Origin of the sequence: Providencia rustigianii (assembly GCF_900637755.1) — a bacterium.
Classification (GTDB): domain Bacteria; phylum Pseudomonadota; class Gammaproteobacteria; order Enterobacterales; family Enterobacteriaceae; genus Providencia; species Providencia rustigianii.
The window spans coordinates 211,219-234,111 of the sequence record NZ_LR134396.1; the positions used below are offsets into that span (position 1 = coordinate 211,219).

Here is a 22,893-nt window from a genome sequence, read left to right on the forward strand (position 1 = left end):
CCCATGGCAGAGATTAAACCGCTCAAAGGGGCTAAATTAGTGTGGGCAACCATCGCGTTGTCCCTCGCCACATTTATGCAGGTACTCGATTCAACGATTGCCAACGTGGCTATCCCGACAATTGCGGGTAACTTAGGTGTTTCGGTATCCCAAGGAACGTGGGTTATCACCTCGTTTGGGGTATCGAATGCCATTTCTATTGCGATTTCGGGCTTTCTTGCGAAACGCTTTGGGGAGATAAGGGTCTTCCTGTGGGCTACTGCGCTATTTACGCTATTTTCATTACTGTGTGGTTTTTCCGACAGCCTCGGCATGCTGATTTTATGTCGCGTGTTGCAAGGTGCGGTTGCAGGTCCAGTTATCCCGCTCTCACAGAGCCTGATCATGCGCTGTTATCCACCTAAAATGCAGAACATGGCGTTGGCATTTTGGTCGATGACCATTATTTTAGCCCCTGTTTTTGGTCCTATTTTCGGCGGTTATATCAGCGATAATTTCCATTGGAGCTGGATCTTCTTTATGAATATCCCTCTGGGGATCTTCGTGATCATTGTGGGCTCGATCATTCTTAAAGGCATGGAGTCGACCGTTGTTAAAGTGCCATTTAACGTGATCGGTTTAGCGCTGTTATCTGTGGGTGTGGGTTGCTTACAAGTATTGCTGGATAAAGGAAAAGAGCTCGGTTGGTTGGCATCTAATGAGATTGTCATCCTTGCGGTGGTCTCTGCGATTGCGCTGGTCTTTATGGTTATTTGGGAACTCACCTCTAAAAATCCGATTGTGGAGCTATCGCTGTTTAAGTCACGGAATTTTACTATCGGAACCATTTCCGTCAGCTTGGCCTATATGGCGTATTTTGGTGCGATAGTTTTGTTGCCTCAGCTATTGCAGGAGGTATATGGCTATACAGCGACATGGGCAGGATTGGCATTAGCGCCAATCGGATTGCTACCCGTGTTGTTCTCGGCACCGGTGGCGAAACTGTCTGACTTCTTAGATATCCGCTGGATAGTCACCTTCAGTTTCGTATTCTATGCCATCTGTTTCTTCTGGCGCGCTTATACCTTCGAACCTTCAATGGGTTTTTCAGCCGTGGTGTGGCCGCAATTGGTGCAGGGGATGGCGGTGGCGTGTTTCTTTATGCCGCTCACAACGCTCACCTTATCGGGGCTCCCTCCCGAAAAACTGGCTTCTGCATCCAGCTTAGCTAACTTTTTCCGGACATTGGCGGGTTCAATTGGTACGTCAATCACCACCACGATGTGGAGCGATCGGGAAGCTGTCCATCATAGTCAGCTCACTGAGTTTATTACTGATTACAATCCTGAATCTCTGGACATGTACCAAGGAATGGCCGCCCACGGGATGACCACGGAACAAACATCCGGCTTTATTGCTCAGCAAATTACCAGCCAAGGGTTGATTATTGCGGCAAACGAAATCTTCTGGTTATGCGGTTGGGTGTTTATTGCGCTGATTGTGACGGTATGGTTTGCGAAACCACCTTTTGGCAGTAAGGCGAATAAGCACTAAGATAAATAGGCGCGTGAGAAGTTAGCACGCGCTTACTTTTTTATGGATTATGAGGGAAATTTATAATCTGGATTTTGGGATCACATCATCGAAGATCAATTTTTTACGATCCGCTTCCTCTTCTGCCAACGGGGTCACTTCTTGAAAACTATTGAGGCAGCGAGTTACCAGTGTTTGGTAGTCTTCAGTTCCTTTACTTTTCCACGCAATTTCTTGTTCCGATAGGCTGCGCAACACTTTGGCAGGTGTGCCGACAATCAAACTGTTATCGGGGAAAATAGCATCGGCTTTCACAAAGGCACAGGCACCAACAATCGAATTTTCGCCAATCACCGCGCCATCCATCACCACGCTATTCATGCCCACTAACGCATTACGCTTAATATGGCAGCCGTGCAAAATCGCGCCATGACCAATATGCCCATTTTCTTCAATCACCGTGTCAAATTGCGGAAAACCATGCATCACACAGTTATCTTGCACATTGGCGCCATCTTTAATAATTAAGCGTCCAAAATCCCCGCGTAGGCTGGCATTAGGACCGATGTAGACATTTTTGCCAATAATGACGTCGCCAATGATAACGGCGGTAGGGTGTACAAAGCTTTCAGGGCTAACAACAGGGGTGATCCCATCAATCTGATAAAACGGCATACAGACTCCTTTAATGCCAACAGGCAAAAATTATGCAGCAGAAAGCTCTTTCAAAACCCCGCCAAAACGTCGGTAATAAGCGCTCGAGGGTTGAGGAAGTTCGCCAAAAGTGGTCTCACATATTTGTGTGACGTACTGCGTAGCACCTTGGTCGATACGTTGATAAATATTGGTACACAGGTGACGAGCGATATGCCCCTCCCATTGGGTGGGTAACAACTCATCCGGCAGTAATGGGTCTTTTAACACGACGCGGCGATAAAAATGGATCAACAATAGACGCAACTGAAAGCACAGCTCTGGCGAAATGACTTGCTCGGAATACTCTTTTAGTAACAAGGCCACGGGACGGAATAAGGTAATAAACTGATGGTAATGCTCGGAAATATCGGGCAGTGACCATGCATCAAAGACGAGGGATTTTAGATTTTTTTCGGAACGGTTAAAGGGATAGTCTGCATGGAAATAGACAACATTTTCTGCGGCATTTAATTCACTCAAAAGCGCAGGAATATCGCTTTGATTACTGTTAGGCGCTGCCATTAATGAGGTATTAAATTGCCCAAATCCCAGCCAACTTAACTCTTTTTTGAGGCGGATTTTTTCGTCTTTATCGGCACTTTCCAATAACAGTAAATCCCATTTTCCATTCCATTCAGATTGCTCGCTTAAATAAATTTTGCTTTCAGCGCGGCGAAAACGGCTCTGTCCTCGTTCAGAAATTCGGTAATAGCTGCGACGCCCAATTTTTTCGACATCTAACCAGCCTTCTTTTTGTAGACGGAAAACGGAGGTGCGCACAAAACGGTCTGAAAAGCCCATTGGCTCAAGTAATTTAGTGAGGCTGCCTAACCAGACTTCTCCGCCACGATGATGCAGGGCATCGCCATATAAGGAGCTAATCAATGAGGTGCCACTGATCGGCTGGCTCTCAATGGCGTGCTGAATAAACTGATTGAGCTTGGTTTCCATTATTCGCTTATCCCTAAAATTAATGTATCAGATGCCCACAAATCTTAGACAAAAATTAGACGATTGTCTTGTACTTGCTAAATAGCGTATGGTGCACTGAGTGGAAACCGGATTTAAGACAGGCTGTTGCCAGCCATATCTTAATCTTTTGATTTAAATTGCAATTCGCGTATCAATTACGCGTTGAGCTTTCCCTTGGGAGCGAGGAATATCACCGCAGTTCACAATACTGACGCGGGTACTGATCCCGACCATGGATTTGATACGGTGTTTGAGGTTATGGCAGATATTGCAGCGTTCATCGAACGTCAATTGTTCCGGATGCTTCAATTCCACACGTACCGACAAGTTATCCATATTCCCTTGGCGACCTATTTCCAGCTGGTAGTGGGGAGATAACTCTTTGAATTGCATGATTTGCTCTTCAATTTGAGAGGGAAATACGTTGACCCCACGGATAATCATCATATCGTCAGAGCGACCGGTGATTTTCCCGATACTGCGCATATGGCGATGATTGCCTAAATTTAGGTGCGTTAAATCGCGAGTTCGGTAGCGAATAACGGGCATAGCCTCCTTTGTAAGGGTAGTGAACACTAACTCACCATGTTCACCATCCTCCAAGGTTTTCAGGCTATTGGGGCAGATAATTTCGGGATAAAAATGGTCTTCCCAGATAGTGGGGCCTGAGCACCCTGAATCCGCACATTCCATGGCAACGCCAGGCCCCATGACCTCCGAAAGCCCATAAATATCCAATGCTTTGATACCTAAGCGAGTTTCAATTTCTGTTCTCAGGGATTCAGTCCAAGGCTCAGCCCCAAATACGCCTAATCTCAGTGAGCACTTACTAGCGTCTCCGCCCATGATTTTCTCGAGCTCATCGATAATTGTTAAACAATATGAGGGGGTGACCATGATGATATCAGGCTTAAAGTCAGCAATCAGTTGCGCTTGTTTTTCGGTTTGCCCACCGGACATGGGGATCACTGCTGCGCCAAGACGCTCCGCACCATAATGGGCGCCAAGTCCGCCCGTAAACAGCCCGTAACCGTAGGCGACATGGATTTTATCTCCTCGAGTTGCCCCCGCTGAACGTAGGCTACGAGCGATTAAATCTGCCCAATTATCAATGTCTTGTTGGGTATAGCCAACAACAGTTGGGCGACCTGTTGTTCCCGATGAGGCATGGATGCGAATAATTTTATCCATCGGCACGGCAAAGGTGTCGAACGGGTAGTTTTCACGCAAATCTTGTTTGGTGGTATAGGGAAATTTTTCAATATCACTCAGTTGCTGAAAATCGTCAGGATGAACCCCTGCATCGTCGAATTTCTTGCGATACATCGGCACATTTTCATAGGCGTGAGTAAGTGTCCACTTCATTCTAGCGAGTTGCAGCGCCTCGATTTCATCGCGAGAAGCAAACTCGATTGCGTCGATATTGTCTTGTTGTGTCATGCTCATAATTGCCAGTCCTCGTTATTATAGTTACCAGCACATTTAGGGAATGAAGCGATTAAATGCGTTGATATTTGCCTGTACAGGTGTCGAGCTATCAGGCTTTTTTTATATTGGTTAAGATGTTCAGACTCGTTCAATAATCATTGCAATGCCTTGACCCACACCGATGCACATGGTGCATAAACCGTAGCGACCTTGTTTGCGGTGTAGCTCATTGACGGCGGAGATCACTAAGCGTGACCCACTCATTCCCAGAGGATGACCCAAGGCGATTGCGCCGCCATTAGGGTTAACCTGTGGTGCGTCATCAGGAAGACCTAACCCACGTAATACCGCGAGTGCTTGAGCGGCAAAGGCTTCATTCAACTCAATCACATCCATTTGTTCGATGGTTAACCCTGCGATTTTTAATACTTTTTGAGTGGCAGGCAGTGGACCAATTCCCATCAAACGTGGCTCGACGCCACAAGTTGCCGTCGCGATGACCCGAGCACGTGGCGTTAGCCCTTGCTGCTTGGCGATGGCTTTTGATGCGATAATTAATGCGGCAGCACCATCATTGACCCCTGAAGCATTGCCGGCAGTCACGGAACCATTATCACGAAAAGGGGTTTTCAGTTTTTGTAGCTGTTCTTGGGTAGTTTCTGGGCGTGGGTGCTCATCTTCACTAATCTGTTGCTCACTTTTGCGCAATTTCACCGTAACGGGAACAATTTCTTCCGCAAAAATCCCTTTTACCCGCGCAGCCTCAGTACGCTGCTGGCTCCGCAATGCAAAAGCATCTTGGTCTTCACGGCTAATATTGTAGGTTTGCGCAACATTTTCCGCCGTTTCCGGCATGGAGTCGGTAGAAAATTGTTTCTTCATTTCGGGATTAATAAACCGCCAGCCAATGGTGGTATCGAAAATTTCTGCCTGACGGGAAAATGCTGAATCTTGTTTTCCCATCACAAACGGCGCGCGGCTCATAGACTCCACGCCTCCCGCCACCATTAACCCAGACTCTCCCGCTTTGATACTTCTGGCAGCAAGTGCAATAGCATCTAAGCCTGAGCCACACAGACGGTTGATGGTGGTACCTGATACAGAGATGGGTAAGCCAGATAGTAGCCCCGCCATGCGTGCCACATTACGGTTATCTTCCCCAGCTTGGTTGGCACAGCCGAGAATAATGTCATCGGTCAGGCTCCAATCCAGTTGTGGGTTTCGTGCCATTAAGGCTTTTAAGGTGATCGCCGATAGGTCATCGGGGCGAAGGGAGGATAATGCACCGCCATAGCGACCAATTGGGGTGCGAATACCATCGCAGATATAAGCGTCATTCATGATTGTTCTCCAACTAAACGGTGACCTAAACGGTGTGAACGCCCTTGAAATAGTGCCAACGGCTTGCCATCTTGATTCACAATTTCCACGGCATATAATCCGTTGCGCTTACCTTGGTGCTGCATTTTTGCCGTCGCGGTGAGGGTATCCCCTTCAAAACCTGGACGCAGAAAATCAATGGAACACATGGAAGCAACCGCCGCATAACCTTGGCTATTACAGGCGTAAGCAAAGGCGGTATCTGCCAAACTAAACAGTTGCCCGCCATGGCAGGTTTTATGACCGTTGAGCATATTGGCCGTCACGGTCATGGTGAGTTGCGCATATCCCTCAGCAACCTCGTCAATGTGCATGCCCATGGCTTTTGCACAGGTATCATCGCGATACATGGCATGTGCCGCTTGTTGGGCGAGGGTAATAGTCGGCAGTGAATTCATGGCAACTCCTTGAATGATAAAGTGGCATAGCCCGCAGCGAGCTTTCGTAATAGCGGATTCGGGCGATAGCGAGCATCCCCATAAAACTCGCTGAGTTGTTGAAGTACCTGCAAAATAGACTCCCAACCCACTTGCGCTCCCCATGCCAAAGGTCCTTTAGGGTAATTCACGCCAAAACGCATGGCATTGTCCGTATCCTCGGCGGTTGCAATGCCTTTATTCACCACGTCCAACGCTTCGTTACACAGCATGGCAACCGTGCGCATGGTCAGTAATGCCGGATAATCTGGCAATACAATCACTTGCTTCCCAATAGATTGGAAAAACGCGATAGCATCTTGGTTCTGTTGGTGGCTATTTTGGGTAGCGCAACTGAGGGTGATAGTCGTTGCTGCAACATAATCCGCCGATAGGTCAAATTGCACGACGGGCTTACCTAAAATTTGCGCATGTTTAGAAGTTAGTTCACCATTTGTTAACATAATAACAACCCCGTTAACAATCAGTGAGGGTGATTGGAACGTATTTTGTTTTGGTTCTTCGAGGGTGATCCCGTTTTGCTGCAAAATGCGTTTAAATTCTGGAAATATTTGCCAATTTCCAGAGGCAATAATATTCAGTGGGTGGGGTAATGTAACGGGTGGCTCAGTATTGGGTTTTGATTGGGATTTATTGTGATCGTAATGATTATCCGGTTGATACCGATAAAATCCACGCCCCGATTTACGCCCTAAATGCCCCGCTTGCACCAATTCTAATTGCACCAATGAGGTTTGAAAGCGTGGGTCATAGCCAAAAGCGTGAAAGACGGATTGGGTTACTGAGTAATTAATGTCATGACCAATTAAATCCGTGAGCTGCAACGGTCCCATGGAAAAGCCCCCCGCATCACGGATGGCACTGTCCAGCGTCGCGGGATTGGCAATTTTTTCTTCTAATGCGCGTAAGGTTTCCGCGTAGAAAGGGCGCGCCACGCGGTTAACAATAAATCCGGGTGTCGAACGGCAAATCACGGGCACCTTGTTAAAAGATAGGGCGAGTGCTTTTAGGGCATCGATAACCATGTCAGCCGTTTCTAAACCACGGATCACCTCCACCAGTTTCATTACCGGAGCCGGATTAAAAAAGTGTAATCCGGCCATTCGCTCTGGATAAATTAATTGGCTAGCAATCGCGGTAATCGATAATGAGGAGGTATTACTAGAAAAAATCGTATTTTCACGACAAATGGCCTCAAGTTCACCGAAAATAGCTTGTTTAATTTCCAGTTTTTCAGCGACCGCTTCGATAACCAAATCAGCGGCTGACAATTCAGATAAGTGATAGGCAACCTGAATGCGGGCAAGGGTCGCTTCTGTGGTATGGGATTCTGCTTTTCCTTGGCTGACGCGTTTGCGTAAACGTGCAGAGAGCGCCGCTAAAGATTGCTGCAACACGTGCGAATTTACATCAAAAATTTGTACTTGCAGACCTGCGCTGGCAGCCACTTGCGCAATGCCTATGCCCATGGTACCTGCGCCAATCACAGCGACATTTTGTATCGATGTGCTGAGTGAAGTTTTCATGGTTATTTTCCTTGAAACTTCGGTTCGCGCTTATTTAAGAAAGCGCCCACACCTTCGCGATAATCGTGACTGCGACCTGCTAAGCGTTGTAAATCTCGCTCAAGATCCAGCTGTTCATCAAGGGTATTGGTGGCAGCGCGATGAATGGCTTTTTTAATCAGACCTAACCCATAAGTTGGTTGAGTGGCAAGGTGTTGAGCGAGGGAGTCCACGGTTTGAGTCAGTTGGTCATTGTCGGTGACTTGCCAAATCATCCCCCACTGTAAAGCTTGCTCAGCGCTAATTTTGTCCCCTAACATGGCCATACCCATCGCTCGGGCTTGCCCGACTAAATGGGGTAAAAACCAGCTGCCACCAGAATCGGGAACCAATCCAAGTCGGCAAAAAGATTGAATAAAACTGGCGTTTTTGGCGGCAATCACAATGTCTCCAGCAAGGGCAATCGCGGCTCCGGCTCCTGCGGCAACACCATTAACGGCACAAATAATCGGCTTGGGTAGCGCGGTTAATCGGCGGATCAATGGGTTATAGTAAGTTTCGACAGAAAAACCGAGATCAGGCGTTGCAGATCCCACGGCAACATTGCGATCGTTAAGATCTTGTCCAGCACAAAATCCGCGACCCGCGCCGGTGATCACGAGGCAGCGAACCGTTTCATCCCGTTCGGCAATTTTGAGGGCATCACTCAGTTGGCAGTGCATTTCATCATTAAAGCTATTGAGCCTATCAGGGCGATTCAACGTGATGGTGAGCACGCCATTTTCCTGTGCAGTAAGGATCATCTCTTCGGTGATCACGGTGTCATTTATCATGATTAGCGTCCTGTAAACTGGGGAGATCGTTTTTCGAAAAAGGCGTTGATCCCCTCTTGGCGATCGTCCGTTCCGGCAAGAGCGACAAAATATTGGCGCTCCAATTTCAAGCCTTCAGTAAGGTGAGTTTCTTGCCCATTGATTAACGCGGCTTTGGCGGCGTTGACTGCCAGTGGAGCGTGACTGGCAATGCGTTTGGCAATAGTTTGCGCACGTTCGAGGACTAACTCGTCCACGCACACTTCACTGACCAGCCCCACGCGTAAGGCTTGCTTGGCATCAATGGGTTCACCTGTCAGCACCATTTGCATAGCTAATGACTTACCGACGGTGCGAATCAGACGCTGAGTACCGCCTGCTCCGGGGATCAAACCCAAGGTAATTTCAGGCAGACCAAAACGCGCGGATTCCCCCGCGATAATCATGTCGCTGGCGAGCAGTAATTCAAACCCAGCACCTAATGCATAGCCGTTGGCTGCACCAATAATCGGCTTAGTAATCTGTGAGAAACGGCGCCAGACTTGCGGGCGTTTATCGGTGATGGCACTGGCGACCGTTTGTTGCTGAAGCTCTTTAAGATCAGCCCCCGCTGCAAAAAAACGTGGGTTACCCGTGATCACAATCGCCCCAATATTTGGGTCTTCTTGGGCGCGTTCTAAATGTTTAACTAGCAGCTCTAAGCACGGGGTGCTCAGGGCGTTGCGTACCTCTGGGCGATTAAGGGTGAGTGTCAGAACGCGGTTTTGTTGTTGGGATAAAATCCAATTATTTTCCATGGTTTCCATCCTTAAACGTCAAAATCCAGCACCACACCATCGCCTTTTGGCCATGCTTGGCAACTGAGAATATAGCCATCGGCTATCTGGTCAGGTTCAAGGCTGTAATTCACCCCCATTTCCACTTCTCCTGAACGCAATTTACATTTACAGGTTGCGCAAACACCGCCTTTGCAGGCATAGGGTAAATCTGCCCCTTGGCGTAAGGCGGCATCAAGAATGCTGTCATCTTGGCTATCCATACTGATGTCCAAAGTACGTCCATCAAGGTGGATACTGACTTGGCGGTTTTCGCTGGTGGCATGAGTCGGTTTGAATTTTGCACCAGAGGTATTGAAGCGCTCGGTATGGACACGCTCTTGGGGCATGCCTTGGTGAATTAACGTCTCTTGAGCTTCATCCATCATGGACTCAGGACCGCAAATAAAAGCGCGATCAAATTGACTAAAATTTAGGAGAGATTCCCCTAACGCATTGAGTTGCTTGGCATCAATGCGTCCACTGAGTAGCTCGCTTTCTTGGGGTTCTTGACTGAATAGATACAGAACTTGGAAACGGGCGGCAAAACGGTTTTTTAAATCCGCAATGGCTTCTTTAAACATCACGGTACGGCTATTGCGGTTTCCATAAATCAACACAAAGCGGCTTTTCGGCTCAATGTGTAGGGTGGCTTTAATGATGGATAGAAGTGGCGTGATCCCCGAGCCTGCCGCAATCCCGAGGTAATGGGCAGCATGGTGGCTATCGGGTTGATAGCCAAATTGCCCTTGGGGGATCATGACCTCCAAATTATCCCCAACATTGAGCTGCTGGTTGATAAAGTTGGAAAAACGCCCCTCATAGATGGCTTTGACCCCAATTTTTAACGTTGCTTCATCGGGAGCGCTACAAATGGAGTAGCAACGGCGTAAATCTTCCCCATTAACTGAAGCTTTTAACGTGAGATGCTGACCTGGGCGGTAACGGTATTGCTCCCGCAAGGTTTCAGGAATATTGAAGGTGACAGCAACCGCATCTGGCGTATCACGTTCGATGGCGGCAATACTTAAACGGTGAAATACAGTCATGAGCGTGCCCTTAAATACATTTAAAATAATCAAAAGGTTCTAAGCATTCAGTGCAGCGATACAGCGCTTTGCAGGCTGTTGAGCCAAATTCACTAATTTTTTCAGTGTGTTGGCTATCGCAACGTGGGCAGCAGATAGCACCCGTATGCTCAGGATGTTCGCAGGCGGTGCCTTGTGGTGGCGCAATGCCAAATTCCCGCAAGCGTCTTTTGGCATCTTGATTCATCCAGTCTGTGGTCCACGCGGGGGTCAGTACCACTTCCACATCCACGTTTTGAAATCCTGCACTATCAAGAACAGTTTTGATTTCATTGATTAAAAACTCGGTGGCGGGGCAGCCGGAATAGGTCGGGGTAAATCCCACCTGCCAGCCTTGCTCCGTCGGCACAACATGGCGAACCATACCCAGATCGGTGATGGAAAGAGCGGGCAACTCCGGATCTGGAATTTGGTGCAGTTGTTGCCAGATTTGGTGAATATCGGGGGCTTGAAGTTGCATTCTCTGTTCCATCGTCATCACCATTGGCTATTAGGGTAAGCGCGCTGCACAAATTGCAGTTGAGTTAAAATCAGACCTAAGTGCTCGGTATGGCTACCTTGTTTGCCACCTAAGCGGTAGGCTGCTTGTTCTGGCAAAGTGAGAGTGGCTTCTTCCAAGGTTTCTGTGACGGTTTGTAGCCAAACATCGCGTAAGGCTCGTGGGTCGACAGCAATTCCCGCTTCGCTCAGATCAATCTCAATCTCGTCCCCATGAAATAATTCCCCAGTGAAGCGCCATAGACGGTGAATAGATTGCTGAATTTTTTGCTGACTTTGTGCCGTACCATCCCCTAAACGAACCATCCAATTACGGCTAAAACGTAGATGATATAGGGCTTCTTTTAAGGATTTTTCGGCGATAGCGGCGAGTTGTGGGTCACGGCTTTGGGTTAATGCGCTATACAGTGGAACGTGGTAGGCATCGATAAAAAACTGACGGACTAACGTATCGTTAAATCCCCCATTGGGTTGTTCTACGAGCAATAAATTACTGAATTCACGCTCATCCCGCAGGTAAGCTAGCTTATCTTCGTTGTAACCAGCGCCTTTGAGTTCGGCGGCATAGCTGAGAAAGTGGCGTGCTTGACCGAGTAAATCTAATCCAATGTTGGAGAGCGCAAGATCAATTTCGATTTCGGGTGCATGACCGCACCATTCACACAAGCGCTGGGCGAGAATTAACGGCGTATCCCCGAGACGTAAAACATAATGTTGGAGCTGCTGTTGCTGATTCATTCCGTGCTCCTTACATGTTTTTGATGCCATCAGGGATGGTGTAAAAAGTGGGATGGCGGTACACCTTGGTATCCGCAGGGTCGAAAAATTGGCTTTTTTCATCGGGTTGGGAGGCCACTAAATGTGCCGCTTTTACCACCCAAATCGAGCAACCTTCACTACGACGGGTATAAGCATCACGGGCATTTTCCAGCGCCATTTGATCATCTGCCGCATGCAGGCTGCCTACGTGGCGATGGGCTAAACCTTGTTTGCTACGCACAAACACTTCATACAATGGCCAGTCTTGATTGCTCATGGTGTCTTCCTTTTTATTCCGTGTGGTTAGGCGGCGGATTTCATCGCTTGTTGTTTATGGCTGTGCGCCATGGCACCTTCGCGAACCCAAGCACCGTCTTCCCAGCCTTTACGTTTGGCCTCTAAGCGTTCTTGGTTACAAATGCCCTGACCTCTAATCACTTGAAAAAGTTCTTCCCAGTCAATCTCACCAAAACGGTAATGCCCGAGTTGCTCATCCCACTGTAAGTCAGGGTCTGGGATAGTCATGCCGAGGGCTTCTACTTGCGGCACGGTGTTATCCACAAATTTCTGACGTAGTTCGTCGTTACTAAAACGTTTGATTTTCCACGCCATGCTTTGGGCGCTATGGGGGGAATCGGAGTCGTTGGGACCGAACATCATCAGTACCGGCCACCAGAAGCGGTTAATGGCATCTTGCAGCATGGCTTTTTGCTCATCAGTGCCTTGTGCAAGCACCATCACGGCTTCATAACCTTGGCGCTGGTGGAAACTTTCTTCTTTACAGATTTTCACCATTGCACGGGCATAGGGGCCATATGAAGCTCGGCACAGGGCGACTTGGTTAACGATGGCGGCACCATCGACGAGCCAGCCAATTACACCAATATCAGCCCAGTTCAGGGTCGGGTAGTTGAAGATGGAGGAGTATTTCATTTTTTCATCCAGCATCTTTTGGTAGAGGTCTTGGCGGGTACAGCCCAAAGTTTCTGCGGCGCTGTACAGATACAAACCATGTCCCGCTTCATCCTGAATTTTAGCGAGCAGTACGGCTTTACGGCGTAAAGTTGGCGCACGAGTGAGCCAGTTGGCCTCCGGTAACATGCCAATCACTTCAGAGTGTGCATGTTGTCCAATCTGGCGGATCAGGTTTTGTCTATAGGCATCGGGCATCCAGTCCTTGGGCTCGATGGAAATATCGGCTTCGATTTTGGCCTCGAAGAGTGCCTGATTTTGCTCGCTCATTGATCTCTTCCATTAAAGTGATTCAAAAAAATATTTTAAATATAAAAACATGAAACACATTTATTTAACATTAATGCTAGGAATAGTTAACAATAAGATCAATGCCATTTGTGTGGTTTTTGCGATTTACATCACAGTGATTTTATTTTAATTGTTAAATATCAATAAATTAAATTATTCATATTTTGTGTGGTTTTGACGGTAATCGTATTTATAACGGCAGAATGTTTTTTATTTGTTAAATTTAGATTGGCATCTATGATTGGATATATGATACATATTTGTTATCAAAATAATTTATTGTCGTTTTTCTGGAGAGGGAAATATGCAACATTTAACGAGTTATATAATGGGGAAGTGGGTCAATGGCGCAGGTGAGGGACGCAAAATCTATCATGCGCTGACCAACGAAGGGTTGTATTCCGTCACAACGGAAGGACTGCCATTAGCCAAGAGCCTGCAATATGGTCGTGAAATCGGTGGGGAAGCATTAGCCAACCAAACGTTCCAGCAACGTGGGGAAATGATTAAGGCATTGGCAAAATATCTCTTAGCCCATAAGGATGAGTTATATGCAATTTCTGCACAAACCGGCGCGACAAAAGCAGATAGTTGGGTCGATATTGAGGGGGGAATTGGGACGTTGTTCGCCTATGCGGGGTTAGCCAGCCGTGAGCTGCCTGATGACACTGTTTGGTCAGAAGATGAAATGATCCCGCTCTCTAAACAAGGGCAATTTATTGCGCGCCATATTTTAACGTCTCGCCGTGGTGTTGCTTTGCATATCAATGCGTTCAACTTTCCCTGTTGGGGAATGTTGGAAAAACTCGCACCAACGTGGTTGGCGGGAATGCCTGCTATCATCAAGCCCGCGACGGCATCCGCTCAAGTCACCCAAGCCATGGTGAAATTGATGGTAGACAGTGGGTTGGTTCCCGAAGGGGCAATCCAATTAATTTGCGGTGGAGTTGGGGATATGTTTGACCACCTCGATTTTGAAGATGTAGTGACCTTTACAGGCTCGGCAGGGACAGGGCAAAAGCTAAAATCCCATCCGCGTATTAATCAAAAATCCGTTCCGTTCACCATGGAAGCCGACTCACTGAATTGTGCGATTTTGGGTAGCGACGTTCTACCTGAAAGCCCGGAGTTTGTTTTATTTATCAAAGAAATTGCCCGTGAAATGACCGCGAAAGCGGGGCAAAAATGTACCGCAATTCGCCGGATTATCGTGCCAAAATCTCAGTTGGAAAATGTGAAACATGCGCTACTGAAACGCTTATCTGGCGTGACCATGGGCGATCCTGCGGTGGATGGCGTGCGTATGGGGGCGCTGATTAATTTAGAACAGCGCCAAGATGTGCAAGAAAAAGTGGATTATTTGCGAGCAAATGGCTGTGAGTTGCTGTGCGGTGGTAGTTTCACCAACTTACAAGTGATGGGGGCAGATAGCCAAAATGGGGCATTTTATCCGCCTACATTACTGTATTGCGCACAACCATTTATCCACCAAGCAGTGCATGAAACGGAGGCGTTTGGTCCGGTTGCCACTTTGATGAGCTATGACTCATTAGAGCAGGCGGTGCAGCTGGCAATTCTCGGTGGAGGTAGTTTGGCTGGAACGTTAGTCACCGCAGATAGCCAAGTGGCACAATCGGTGATCCGCGCTAGCGCTCGCGCGCACGGTCGAATGTTAATTTTGAATGAAGCGGCAGCGGCAGAGTCGACGGGGCATGGCTCTCCATTGCCGATGTTGGTGCATGGTGGACCGGGGCGTGCGGGTGGTGGGGAGGAATTAGGTGGTTTAAGAGCTGTAAAACACTATATGCAGCGCACCGCTATCCAAGGCAGCCCATCCATGTTAACCGCCATCAGCAAACAGTGGATGCGCGGAGCCGATACCGTTGCCGATGTGGTGCATCCGTTCCGCAAATATTTTGAAGATTTGGTGATCGGTGACACGCTGCTCACCGCTAGACGCACCGTGACTGAGGCGGATATTGTGAATTTTGCCTGTCTCAGTGGTGATAATTTCTATGTTCATGTGGATAAACTCGGTGCTGAGCAGTCGATGTTTGGCGAGCGTATTGCCCACGGTTATTTTGTGGTATCCGCGGCCGCTGGGTTATTTGTGGATGCGGGCGTCGGTCCGGTGATCGCTAACTATGGTATGGAAAATCTGCGTTTTATTGAACCCGTAAAAATTGGTGACACTATCCAAGTGCGTTTAACGTGCAAGAAAACCATCAAAAAAGTGCAGAAAAAAGCCGAAGATAAGCCCAATGGGGTTGTGGAATGGGATGTTCAGGTGTTTAACCAGTGCAATGAAGTGGTGGCGTTGTACAGTATTTTAACGCTGGTGGAACGTCGCCACGGGGATTTTTAATGAGGTAAGAGAGGGGGAAATCCCTCTCTATTTCAGTCGGTTATTTCTGGATAAATTGCGCTTGGTTGAGCTGGCTGAGGGCTGTATTCACGCTAAAAATTTGTCCACTTACTTCAGGTACACCAAAGGATTTGAGTCGAGTGCTGTGCATTTCAAGGTAGGCTTGCGCATCCGTTTGGTTTGCAAATAAGTAAATCCCACCGGCACGCTGAGTTTGCTGGTTTTCCGTCCAAATTTTCCAAATAAACCCTGGCTCTTGGTTGATGGACTGCGCCAGTCCATCCATTGCAGCCGTCATCTCGTCACCCCACGGTCCTTGGTATGGGAAATCCACCTGTAAAATTACTTGCATCACTGCCTCCTATGGTTGTTGTTTAACTATCATACCCAGTAAATAGTTTTAAACAGTGATCAATTTGGGGGAATATCATATAAAAATCTGTCCGATAATCCTAATGCAGTTCTTTAATATTTAGGTTATGTTGATTTACATAACCTAAATTATAAGGATGTGATATGAGTCAGGATGAACAAAATGAAAATATCCAACATAGTTTTTGTAAATTTGATGAGAAGAAACAAGTTTCTTGGGAATGTACAAGGCAACATCGATCACAAAATGCTAAAGCTTATCTCCATTTACCTTCAATCAAAGTTGTTCCCGTAATTTTTTTACCTGGGATCATGGGGTCTAACTTACGGAGTAAGAAAGATAAAAAATCAATCTGGCGCATTCGAACGAATAAGCTTGGAATGGCGATGGATGCTTTAGGTTGGCTTTTTACTTCAGGCAATAAACGGAAAAAATTACTCGACCCTGAAGCCACAGAAACAGATTCGACCCAAGATGTCGATAATAACGATAATGAATCGACTTATTTTGCGAATTCTCGGCAAAAACGTGGCTGGGGAAGTGTTTTACAATTTTCGTATGCCGAGCCTCTCGACAAATTACAGAAAGAATTGCTGATATGGGAAGATTATTATAACAAGGCAAAAAGTAATGGAATTGGCTCTGCGGATGAGGCGGCTGAATATTTTGCGGGTAATGGTTCGGACTCTATTTTTCAGCATATTTTAGGCAAAAAATTGTCTCCGGATGATACAAACCCGCTTTCGATTGATGAAGCAGGTAAATATCGCCGCTTGCTACTCCCTCTTCACGCTTTTGGCTATAACTGGCTACAAGACAACGCTCAGTCTGCGCAAGACCTCGCCAAATATATTGATGATGTTTTAAATCTATATCGGACGAAAAAGAATGGGGATATTGGACATGGATTGGCGTTTGAAGAAGGGCATGAAAAGGTCATTCTGGTAACGCATTCTATGGGCGGATTGGTGGCGCGTTATGCCTCCGAATTATTAGATACGCCATACAGAGATAAAATCCTTGGGATAGTTCATGGTGTGATGCCAGATTTAGGTTCTCCAACAGCCTACAAAATGATGAAAATAGGGGAGCATTCTTTTCCTATGGGGCTAGTGCTTGGCATGAGTGCAACACGTTTAATGTCGGTATTGGCTCAGTCACCAGCACCTTTACAACTTTTACCTTCGTCAAAATATAACCATGGTCAGCCGTGGTTACGGATTGAAAAAGGCAGCGCTGATGGCGTGACGGATTTGTTGTTACCGCAGAATGGTGATCCGTTTAACGAAATTTACCTCAAGGAAAAAATATGGTGGCAGATGTATGAACCGGATATTTTAGATAAAAAGCAATTTACTATTGATGATAACTTTAGTGCTTATAAAAATATTATTAGATATATAGTCAAACCATTTATGACAAAAATGGACAGTGCTTATCATGATAACACTTACCAATTTTATGGGGCGTATTTTGATGCGAATGACTCGAAAGATTCTCGCCGTTCAGATGAAACGTTGACATGGAAATTACGGGATAAGACCTCGTGGCTATGGGTGTCTGATGACAGTCGAGCAACGGAGGCGTATGGCGATAAACGGGAGTATACGTTACTTAAATCCAGTTTTAAGTGGAAGAATACTTCATCGAGGGATTATGAGGGGGGGGCCGGTGATGGCACCGTGCCTAAATACGCCATCAATTTACAGGCTAAAGGTCGATTTAAAGAAATTTTAGAAATGAACGTTGACCATCAAAACGCGTATCAATTTCCACCCATGAAAGGGGATGGTAGTTATGGCGATGGAGACTTGTCCCCGGCGATAAAATTTACCTTGCGCTCCTTATGCCGAATCTTGCAAACGGATGAGGTTAAACCATGATAAGAAATAAATTTATTGTTTTTTTAGGTTTAGTTTTATTGAGCGCCTTAGTGGCGTGCTCTGTACCCAATAAAACCTATTCACGCCCGCTTAATGAAAAGGATTCCGCTGTGATTAATTCTCTGTTTGATGATGCCCCAACCTATTGCTTAGGTCGCTATACGTTTAATTATCCGAAAGCGTTAACACAAGAACTTTCATCGGTGATTACCATTGATGATATGACGATTGAAAGTCAGTTTATTTACCCACCTTCGTTTAAACAACGCATTGAATTACGGGAAGAAGAATTAAAAAACAGCGCGTGAGTGAGGAGTCAGATGGGCCCTTTTTGAAAGATATTGTGCGATTAGATAACGGGGTCATTTTTGAAAGAAATGAAAGCTATGCTTATCCTGATGTCCTTCGTTTATTAGAAGCTCATGTCTACATTGATAATGTAGCTTTTATTATTAAATCAAAGACTAAAGATGTTTCTAGCTCTAAATATAAAGATGAACAGTTAGAGTACGATGAAAAAAACAAACCATATACGAATAAACCCCAAAAGCTAGCCGCTATGCGATCGTTGATTTCTCGCTTACACGGTCGCCCAAAAAATGAAATTCCGACCGAAAAAGGAATTTGCATTCCTTATGGCTTTATTCAGGATGATGGAAATCCGCACCAAGAAGAAATCTCGATGGTTTTTGAAAACCCTCAATTTTATTGGGCGGTTGATATGGATAACACGATAGAAAGCGAAAAAGAAAGCATGCTGGATAGAGCTGATGAAATAAAGTCTGTTCTCTCTCAATATGGCGGTAAAACCTTACGGAAAGGAAAAACACAATTCAATAATGTGGCGGGTGAGGAGTGGCTAACGTTAGGTCGAGACCCCCGTTATGATAACCAATCCGATAAATTTTATTATTTTCAATATTATGCGAATGAAAAAAATATTGGCTATCTACATCCTTCCGTTAGCATACTGATGCATTCATCGAGTAAGGTTGTTCATTATAGCGACGAGCAAATGGTTGAAATTTGGGACCGTATATTGCAATCCTTTAAACTTCGCCCGAACGCGTATTAAATAATACTCACTTATATCGTGATCAATTTAAGGGTTGTATAAGAAAAACCGGCCTCGATGGACCGGTTTTTCTGTGAATAAAGTAATTAGCGATTACCAGTGATATGAATAGCTCAAGCCAACATTGGCTGCATCATGCTGGTAGTCAGTTTGTTGCCAACCGACGTTTGCGCGTACTGTTGAGTTTTTGGTGACATTAACATTAATGCCAGCGGACACAAACGGACGGACAGTTCGTTCATCACCCGCGTCATAGGCATAGGCGCCGATATACGGAATATAGCCAACAAACGCATCACGTTCACTGTGCAGTTTCACGTTTGCCCCAATATTTCCGTCCAATTGAATGGTATTATTCAGCTGGTGAACCGCATTGATACCTACTTGCAAGTCTGTACGGGTATTTCCCATTTTCTCATAACTTCCTGCAAATTCGGCATGGCGTGTTTCTGTGTAACCGTCACGGGTTACTTTATGATGCGTCAATGTGACTTCTGGACTGACTAAAGTATTTGGGGTCACATCGAAACCGTATCGCGCACTCAGGTTCGCTTGGTAGCCTTTAACACGAGAGTCACCTTGACCCGCTTCGGTATTGGCCAGCTGGTCACGAGTAATGGTTAAACCTTGCTGTAAAAATGCCCCTGATAACTCTGCATTAAAACCCGTATTATCACGGTTTTGCTGATAACGGATAAACATCCCAACGCCCGGCTGATTGCTGCCGCGGGTGTCGTAGTTATCTATCAGATCAGTGCTTGTCGCAAAGTTCATCGCGCCCCCAACAATCCAGTTTTCAGCTGGCAAGCGTAATGCTCCGAATAAACCCGCCGCAGTGCGGTGATTACTGCTGACAGAATCATACTGAGTAAATATACCGACACAGTAGTCGCTCTCACCTAACTGGCAACGGCTTTGGCTTAAGCTGTTTAAACTACTTTGATACAGGTCTAATACTTTGAATCCACGACGACCAGTATCGCTCATTGCTTTACTTGAATTGGTTGCATCAACAATGGTGACGGATGATGGATCTTTGATTTTCCAAACTGTAGCGTGTTCTCTTCCGCTATCAGTCATGGATGAACCCACTACGACGGTACCGTCTGCGGAGACGCCATGGGCGTAAGATGACCCGCTATTATTACTGGTGAGGGTACCTAACCCTGTCATGGCATTATCTTCTTCACGCCAGATAAAGGCATTATGCTTACCACTATCGGTGCTTGCGCTACCGACAACAACTTTACCATCTGCTGATACCCCTTTGGCGTAAGAGTCACCGCTGTTATTGCTTGCTAGGGTACCTAGTCCGGTCATTCCTTCACCATCACGCCAGATAAACGCATTTTGCTCACCATGGTTTGTGTTGGCTTGGCCGACGATAACTTTACCGTCTGCGGACACAGCATGAGCGGATGAAAACCCTTGGTTATTGTCTTCTAGGGTACCTAATGAGGTCATACCTTTATCTTCGCGCCAAATAAAGGCATTTTGCTTACCGTTGTCAGTATCAGAGACGCCAACTACGACCGTACCGTCTGCGGATACCGCCTTAGCAGATGAATAGCCTTGGTCACCTGTTACCAGTGTACCCAATCCAGTCATACCCGTATTTTCACGCCAGATAAAAGCATTAACTTGGCGATTATCATTGATAGAGGAATTACCAACCACCGTTGTGCCATCGGCTGATACGCCAATGGCTGATGATGTACCGCTGTTGTTCGCCATCAGGGTACCTAATCCGAGCATTCCTTTTCCTTCACGCCAAATAAAAGCTTGCTGGTGACTGAAGTCAGAGGTGGCATGACCAACGACTACTTTACCATCCGCCGATACACTATGGGCAGATGAAAATCCGTCATTATAGGTTGCCAGTGTGCCTAATGAGACCATGCCTTTACCATCACGCCAGATAAAAGCATGCTGATTTCCGTTTTCATTATTAGCTTGCCCAACGATGGTTTTACCATCTGTGGATATTCCATAGGTGATGGATGTATAGATACTACCTGTTTGCAGCCCACCGAGATCCACGATATCTATGATAGGTGCTTGTGTTGCGTTAGCGTAACCACTCAGAGCCAGGCTTAGGGCTAGGGCGATATGGCTTTTTCTTAACGTACTCACTATTTCCTCCAAAATAGAACAACAAAAAAATAGCGTTCCGCTGCGCTTATCATGGTGGCACAACGGGGGAATTGTTTTTGTGTTGAGGAGGATTAGCCACATCTAGTCAGCATTCCCGTTCAGATGGTAGCCGACAGGGATTTAGAATAGCTATCTTGGAATATGGATTATCAACCCCAAAACAACGTAATAAGCGTTTTGATGTCATTTTATAGAGGTTTTTAATAGAAATAAAGATTGTTGCGCTAAGAATGCAATTTATATCACATTGATAATATTAGCATTATTCCTGTAATTATAGTAACGCTGAGTTACTTTTCGGAATGAGCGATATAAACCTTTTGTTGTCAGAAAGGTCTATATCAGTGATGAAATTGGGCGGCGTTATTGACGGCGACTGAAAGAATCCAACAGTCAGTGTTTGGTTGAATTTCAATTAAACTAATATCACTCACCGTATAGTCATACTATTCCGCTTCCCTGCCTCAAACGCTTCCAACGTATTCAGCCGCGCTTGTTTATGGTCGACAATCGGGGTTGGGTAGTTCAGAGTGACCTGATTAGATTCAGCCCATGTGTGGGGTTCGTGAATAAATTGCTCTGGAACATTTCGAAGTTCAGGCAGCCATTTGTGAATAAAGGTGCCTTGTGGGTCGAATTTCTTGCCCTGCGTGGTTGGGTTAAAAATACGAAACCACGGGGAAGCATCGACGCCAGTAGAGGCTGACCACTGCCAACCGCCATTATTGGCCGCCAATGTGCCATCAATTAACTGGCTGATAAAATAGTGCTCCCCTTTACGCCAATCAATCAGTAGGTCTTTCACCAAAAAACTCGCCACAATCATTCGCAGTCGGTTATGCATCCAACCCGTCTGATTAAGTTGGCGCATGGCTGCATCCACAATCGGGTAGCCTGTTTGTCCTGTTTTCCATGCGGTGAATGCGTCTTCATCAGGGTTCCATTGAATATGCTGAGTCCACTCAATAAACGGTTGATGACGACAAAGGCGAGGGAACGCGACCAATAAATGGCTGTAAAACTCACGCCAAACTAGCTCATTTAGCCAACTAAACCCACCACTGTCAGGGGAGTCAAGAAGATGTGGATTTTCAGCGAGTAACCGATTTACACACTGACGAGGTGAAAGAGTGCCAATGGCTAAATAAGGGGATAGCTGGCTGGTACCATCAATGGAAGGAATGTCTCTATCTCGCTGATAGTCTTGTACGCTTTCACGACAAAATAATCTCAATTTTGCCAGTGCGGCCTGTTCTCCAGCAATAAACTGTGGCGCGATTTCTACCGGAGTATGTGGAAACAGTGGCTGAGAACTATCGATGATAATGGGCTCACTTCGTGGCTTGGGAGCGGGAAGTGAGCGGTAATCGGTCATCATTAATTGGCTGAGAAAGGCGCGACGAAATGGCGTATAAACTTGATACATTTCGCCTTTTTGTGTTTGAACTACACCAGGCGAAATTAAGACCGCATCATCATAAGAAAAAACGTTTAGGGATTGGGCATGTTGAGTAACCCATTGGTCACGTTGGCGCTCATTCAATTCATATTGCTGATTGAAAAACAGCGCCTTCACTTGCTGCTGCTTGGCATATTCTAATAGCCATTTCGCGGAATCTGCAAATGTCGAAACCGTGTGGCAAACCAGTGGGATGCCGCGTTCAGCCAGTGCGCGCTGTAGCTCAATAAGGTGTTGGTGCATAAACGTGATTTGCCTTGGCGAGACTCCGTGGCTAGCCCACTGATCGGGTGTTGCAATGAACACGCCGATCACTTGGGCATCAGAGTCCTGACAGGCAGAGGAAAGGGCTTTATTATCGGTGACTCGTAAGTCGCCGCGGAACCAAACAAGGTGACGTGCCGACATACCTTTCCTCT

At 46.4% G+C, this 22,893-nt stretch carries 20 protein-coding genes and 1 pseudogene; 5 read left to right on the top strand and 16 right to left on the bottom strand.

Annotated elements, in window-relative coordinates; translation table 11 throughout:
* Nucleotides 1-3: 3 nt before the first annotated feature.
* A complete protein-coding gene (locus EL244_RS00970) occupies nt 4-1,533 on the top strand; it encodes a DHA2 family efflux MFS transporter permease subunit (RefSeq protein ID WP_006813875.1) in 1,530 nt (509 codons plus the stop codon).
* 60 nt (nt 1,534-1,593) lie between these two features.
* Here EL244_RS00970 and paaY read toward each other — a convergent pair whose 3' ends face one another.
* The 13 genes from paaY to paaA all read right to left on the bottom strand — a co-directional run bounded on the left by paaY (nt 1,594) and on the right by paaA (nt 13,144).
* Nucleotides 1,594-2,187 carry a phenylacetic acid degradation protein PaaY gene (paaY, locus tag EL244_RS00975; protein WP_126436218.1) on the bottom strand — a complete coding sequence of 198 codons (594 nt, stop codon included), beginning with the start codon at nt 2,185-2,187 and terminating at the stop codon, nt 1,594-1,596.
* Nucleotides 2,188-2,217: 30 nt separating this feature from the next.
* The gene (paaX, locus tag EL244_RS00980) at nt 2,218-3,159 is read right to left on the bottom strand and encodes a phenylacetic acid degradation operon negative regulatory protein PaaX (protein ID WP_006813873.1); all 942 of its coding nucleotides are present in this window, start codon (nt 3,157-3,159) and stop codon (nt 2,218-2,220) included.
* A gap of 153 nt (nt 3,160-3,312) precedes the next feature.
* On the bottom strand, nt 3,313-4,626 hold the full coding sequence (gene paaK / locus EL244_RS00985) for a phenylacetate--CoA ligase PaaK (RefSeq protein WP_126458120.1): 1,314 nt from the start codon (nt 4,624-4,626) through the stop codon (nt 3,313-3,315).
* A 120-nt stretch (nt 4,627-4,746) separates the two neighbouring features.
* Entirely contained in the window at nt 4,747-5,949 is a 1,203-nt protein-coding gene (gene pcaF, locus EL244_RS00990) for a 3-oxoadipyl-CoA thiolase (protein ID WP_006813871.1), read from the bottom strand.
* The gene (gene paaI / locus EL244_RS00995; protein WP_112835902.1) at nt 5,946-6,386 is read right to left on the bottom strand and encodes a hydroxyphenylacetyl-CoA thioesterase PaaI; all 441 of its coding nucleotides are present in this window, start codon (nt 6,384-6,386) and stop codon (nt 5,946-5,948) included. Before paaI ends, pcaF begins: the two co-directional genes overlap by 4 nt.
* Nucleotides 6,383-7,951 (bottom strand): 3-hydroxyacyl-CoA dehydrogenase, encoded by a 1,569-nt coding sequence (locus EL244_RS01000; protein WP_126458123.1) that lies wholly within the window; start codon nt 7,949-7,951, stop codon nt 6,383-6,385. Before EL244_RS01000 ends, paaI begins: the two co-directional genes overlap by 4 nt.
* Nucleotides 7,952-7,953: 2 nt before the next feature.
* The gene (gene paaG, locus EL244_RS01005; protein WP_126458126.1) at nt 7,954-8,763 is read right to left on the bottom strand and encodes a 2-(1,2-epoxy-1,2-dihydrophenyl)acetyl-CoA isomerase PaaG; all 810 of its coding nucleotides are present in this window, start codon (nt 8,761-8,763) and stop codon (nt 7,954-7,956) included.
* A 2-nt stretch (nt 8,764-8,765) separates the two neighbouring features.
* Nucleotides 8,766-9,539, bottom strand: coding sequence for a 2,3-dehydroadipyl-CoA hydratase PaaF (gene paaF / locus EL244_RS01010; protein ID WP_126458129.1), 774 nt, complete (start codon nt 9,537-9,539; stop codon nt 8,766-8,768).
* An 11-nt stretch (nt 9,540-9,550) separates the two neighbouring features.
* On the bottom strand, nt 9,551-10,606 hold the full coding sequence (gene paaE, locus EL244_RS01015; protein WP_115163849.1) for a 1,2-phenylacetyl-CoA epoxidase subunit PaaE: 1,056 nt from the start codon (nt 10,604-10,606) through the stop codon (nt 9,551-9,553).
* A gap of 10 nt (nt 10,607-10,616) precedes the next feature.
* The gene (gene paaD / locus EL244_RS01020) at nt 10,617-11,117 is read right to left on the bottom strand and encodes a 1,2-phenylacetyl-CoA epoxidase subunit PaaD (protein ID WP_112835907.1); all 501 of its coding nucleotides are present in this window, start codon (nt 11,115-11,117) and stop codon (nt 10,617-10,619) included.
* Between the two features lie 5 nt (nt 11,118-11,122).
* Nucleotides 11,123-11,881, bottom strand: coding sequence for a 1,2-phenylacetyl-CoA epoxidase subunit PaaC (paaC, locus tag EL244_RS01025; protein WP_126458132.1), 759 nt, complete (start codon nt 11,879-11,881; stop codon nt 11,123-11,125).
* Between the two features lie 10 nt (nt 11,882-11,891).
* Entirely contained in the window at nt 11,892-12,179 is a 288-nt protein-coding gene (gene paaB, locus EL244_RS01030; protein ID WP_006813863.1) for a 1,2-phenylacetyl-CoA epoxidase subunit PaaB, read from the bottom strand.
* Between the two features lie 26 nt (nt 12,180-12,205).
* Nucleotides 12,206-13,144 (bottom strand): 1,2-phenylacetyl-CoA epoxidase subunit PaaA, encoded by a 939-nt coding sequence (gene paaA, locus EL244_RS01035; RefSeq protein ID WP_006813862.1) that lies wholly within the window; start codon nt 13,142-13,144, stop codon nt 12,206-12,208.
* Nucleotides 13,145-13,469: 325 nt separating this feature from the next.
* Between paaA and paaZ the strand changes: the two genes are divergently transcribed.
* Nucleotides 13,470-15,530, top strand: a complete 2,061-nt coding sequence (gene paaZ / locus EL244_RS01040) for a phenylacetic acid degradation bifunctional protein PaaZ (RefSeq protein ID WP_126458135.1) — start codon at nt 13,470-13,472, stop codon at nt 15,528-15,530.
* A gap of 40 nt (nt 15,531-15,570) precedes the next feature.
* Here paaZ and EL244_RS01045 read toward each other — a convergent pair whose 3' ends face one another.
* Nucleotides 15,571-15,882, bottom strand: coding sequence for a monooxygenase (locus EL244_RS01045; RefSeq protein WP_126458138.1), 312 nt, complete (start codon nt 15,880-15,882; stop codon nt 15,571-15,573).
* A 164-nt stretch (nt 15,883-16,046) separates the two neighbouring features.
* On the opposite strand from EL244_RS01045, the gene EL244_RS18250 reads away from it, so the two are divergent.
* The 3 genes and pseudogenes from EL244_RS18250 (at nt 16,047) to EL244_RS17950 (ending at nt 18,861) form a co-directional block, all read left to right on the top strand.
* Nucleotides 16,047-17,786 carry a lipase family alpha/beta hydrolase gene (locus EL244_RS18250; protein ID WP_126458141.1) on the top strand — a complete coding sequence of 580 codons (1,740 nt, stop codon included), beginning with the start codon at nt 16,047-16,049 and terminating at the stop codon, nt 17,784-17,786.
* A pseudogene (locus tag EL244_RS17945) lies at nt 17,783-18,318 on the top strand (T6SS immunity protein Tli4 family protein); the annotation flags it as partial. The gene EL244_RS18250 and the pseudogene EL244_RS17945, both read left to right, overlap by 4 nt.
* A 27-nt stretch (nt 18,319-18,345) precedes the next feature.
* Nucleotides 18,346-18,861, top strand: coding sequence for a T6SS immunity protein Tli4 family protein (locus EL244_RS17950; protein WP_232004573.1), 516 nt, complete (start codon nt 18,346-18,348; stop codon nt 18,859-18,861).
* A 93-nt stretch (nt 18,862-18,954) separates the two neighbouring features.
* Here EL244_RS17950 and EL244_RS01060 read toward each other — a convergent pair whose 3' ends face one another.
* Together EL244_RS01060 and phrB are read right to left on the bottom strand one after the other, a co-directional pair.
* Nucleotides 18,955-20,994 carry an autotransporter domain-containing protein gene (locus EL244_RS01060; protein ID WP_172597490.1) on the bottom strand — a complete coding sequence of 680 codons (2,040 nt, stop codon included), beginning with the start codon at nt 20,992-20,994 and terminating at the stop codon, nt 18,955-18,957.
* Nucleotides 20,995-21,445: 451 nt separating this feature from the next.
* Complete coding sequence (phrB, locus tag EL244_RS01065) at nt 21,446-22,882, bottom strand: deoxyribodipyrimidine photo-lyase (RefSeq protein ID WP_126458147.1); 1,437 nt, start codon at nt 22,880-22,882, stop codon at nt 21,446-21,448.
* Between the last annotated feature and the right edge of the window lie 11 nt (nt 22,883-22,893).

What these genes read in the sequence shown, in the direction of transcription:
- EL244_RS00970 (WP_006813875.1), top strand. Translation starts at nt 4, where the DNA reads ATGGCAGAGATTAAACCGCTCAAAGGGGCTAAATTAGTGTGGGCAACC.
- paaY (WP_126436218.1), bottom strand. Translation starts at nt 2,187, where the DNA reads ATGCCGTTTTATCAGATTGATGGGATCACCCCTGTTGTTAGCCCTGAA.
- paaX (WP_006813873.1), bottom strand. Translation starts at nt 3,159, where the DNA reads ATGGAAACCAAGCTCAATCAGTTTATTCAGCACGCCATTGAGAGCCAG.
- paaK (WP_126458120.1), bottom strand. Translation starts at nt 4,626, where the DNA reads ATGAGCATGACACAACAAGACAATATCGACGCAATCGAGTTTGCTTCT.
- pcaF (WP_006813871.1), bottom strand. Translation starts at nt 5,949, where the DNA reads ATGAATGACGCTTATATCTGCGATGGTATTCGCACCCCAATTGGTCGC.
- paaI (WP_112835902.1), bottom strand. Translation starts at nt 6,386, where the DNA reads ATGAATTCACTGCCGACTATTACCCTCGCCCAACAAGCGGCACATGCC.
- EL244_RS01000 (WP_126458123.1), bottom strand. Translation starts at nt 7,951, where the DNA reads ATGAAAACTTCACTCAGCACATCGATACAAAATGTCGCTGTGATTGGC.
- paaG (WP_126458126.1), bottom strand. Translation starts at nt 8,763, where the DNA reads ATGATAAATGACACCGTGATCACCGAAGAGATGATCCTTACTGCACAG.
- paaF (WP_126458129.1), bottom strand. Translation starts at nt 9,539, where the DNA reads ATGGAAAATAATTGGATTTTATCCCAACAACAAAACCGCGTTCTGACA.
- paaE (WP_115163849.1), bottom strand. Translation starts at nt 10,606, where the DNA reads ATGACTGTATTTCACCGTTTAAGTATTGCCGCCATCGAACGTGATACG.
- paaD (WP_112835907.1), bottom strand. Translation starts at nt 11,117, where the DNA reads ATGGAACAGAGAATGCAACTTCAAGCCCCCGATATTCACCAAATCTGG.
- paaC (WP_126458132.1), bottom strand. Translation starts at nt 11,881, where the DNA reads ATGAATCAGCAACAGCAGCTCCAACATTATGTTTTACGTCTCGGGGAT.
- paaB (WP_006813863.1), bottom strand. Translation starts at nt 12,179, where the DNA reads ATGAGCAATCAAGACTGGCCATTGTATGAAGTGTTTGTGCGTAGCAAA.
- paaA (WP_006813862.1), bottom strand. Translation starts at nt 13,144, where the DNA reads ATGAGCGAGCAAAATCAGGCACTCTTCGAGGCCAAAATCGAAGCCGAT.
- paaZ (WP_126458135.1), top strand. Translation starts at nt 13,470, where the DNA reads ATGCAACATTTAACGAGTTATATAATGGGGAAGTGGGTCAATGGCGCA.
- EL244_RS01045 (WP_126458138.1), bottom strand. Translation starts at nt 15,882, where the DNA reads ATGCAAGTAATTTTACAGGTGGATTTCCCATACCAAGGACCGTGGGGT.
- EL244_RS18250 (WP_126458141.1), top strand. Translation starts at nt 16,047, where the DNA reads ATGAGTCAGGATGAACAAAATGAAAATATCCAACATAGTTTTTGTAAA.
- EL244_RS17950 (WP_232004573.1), top strand. Translation starts at nt 18,346, where the DNA reads ATGCGATCGTTGATTTCTCGCTTACACGGTCGCCCAAAAAATGAAATT.
- phrB (WP_126458147.1), bottom strand. Translation starts at nt 22,882, where the DNA reads ATGTCGGCACGTCACCTTGTTTGGTTCCGCGGCGACTTACGAGTCACC.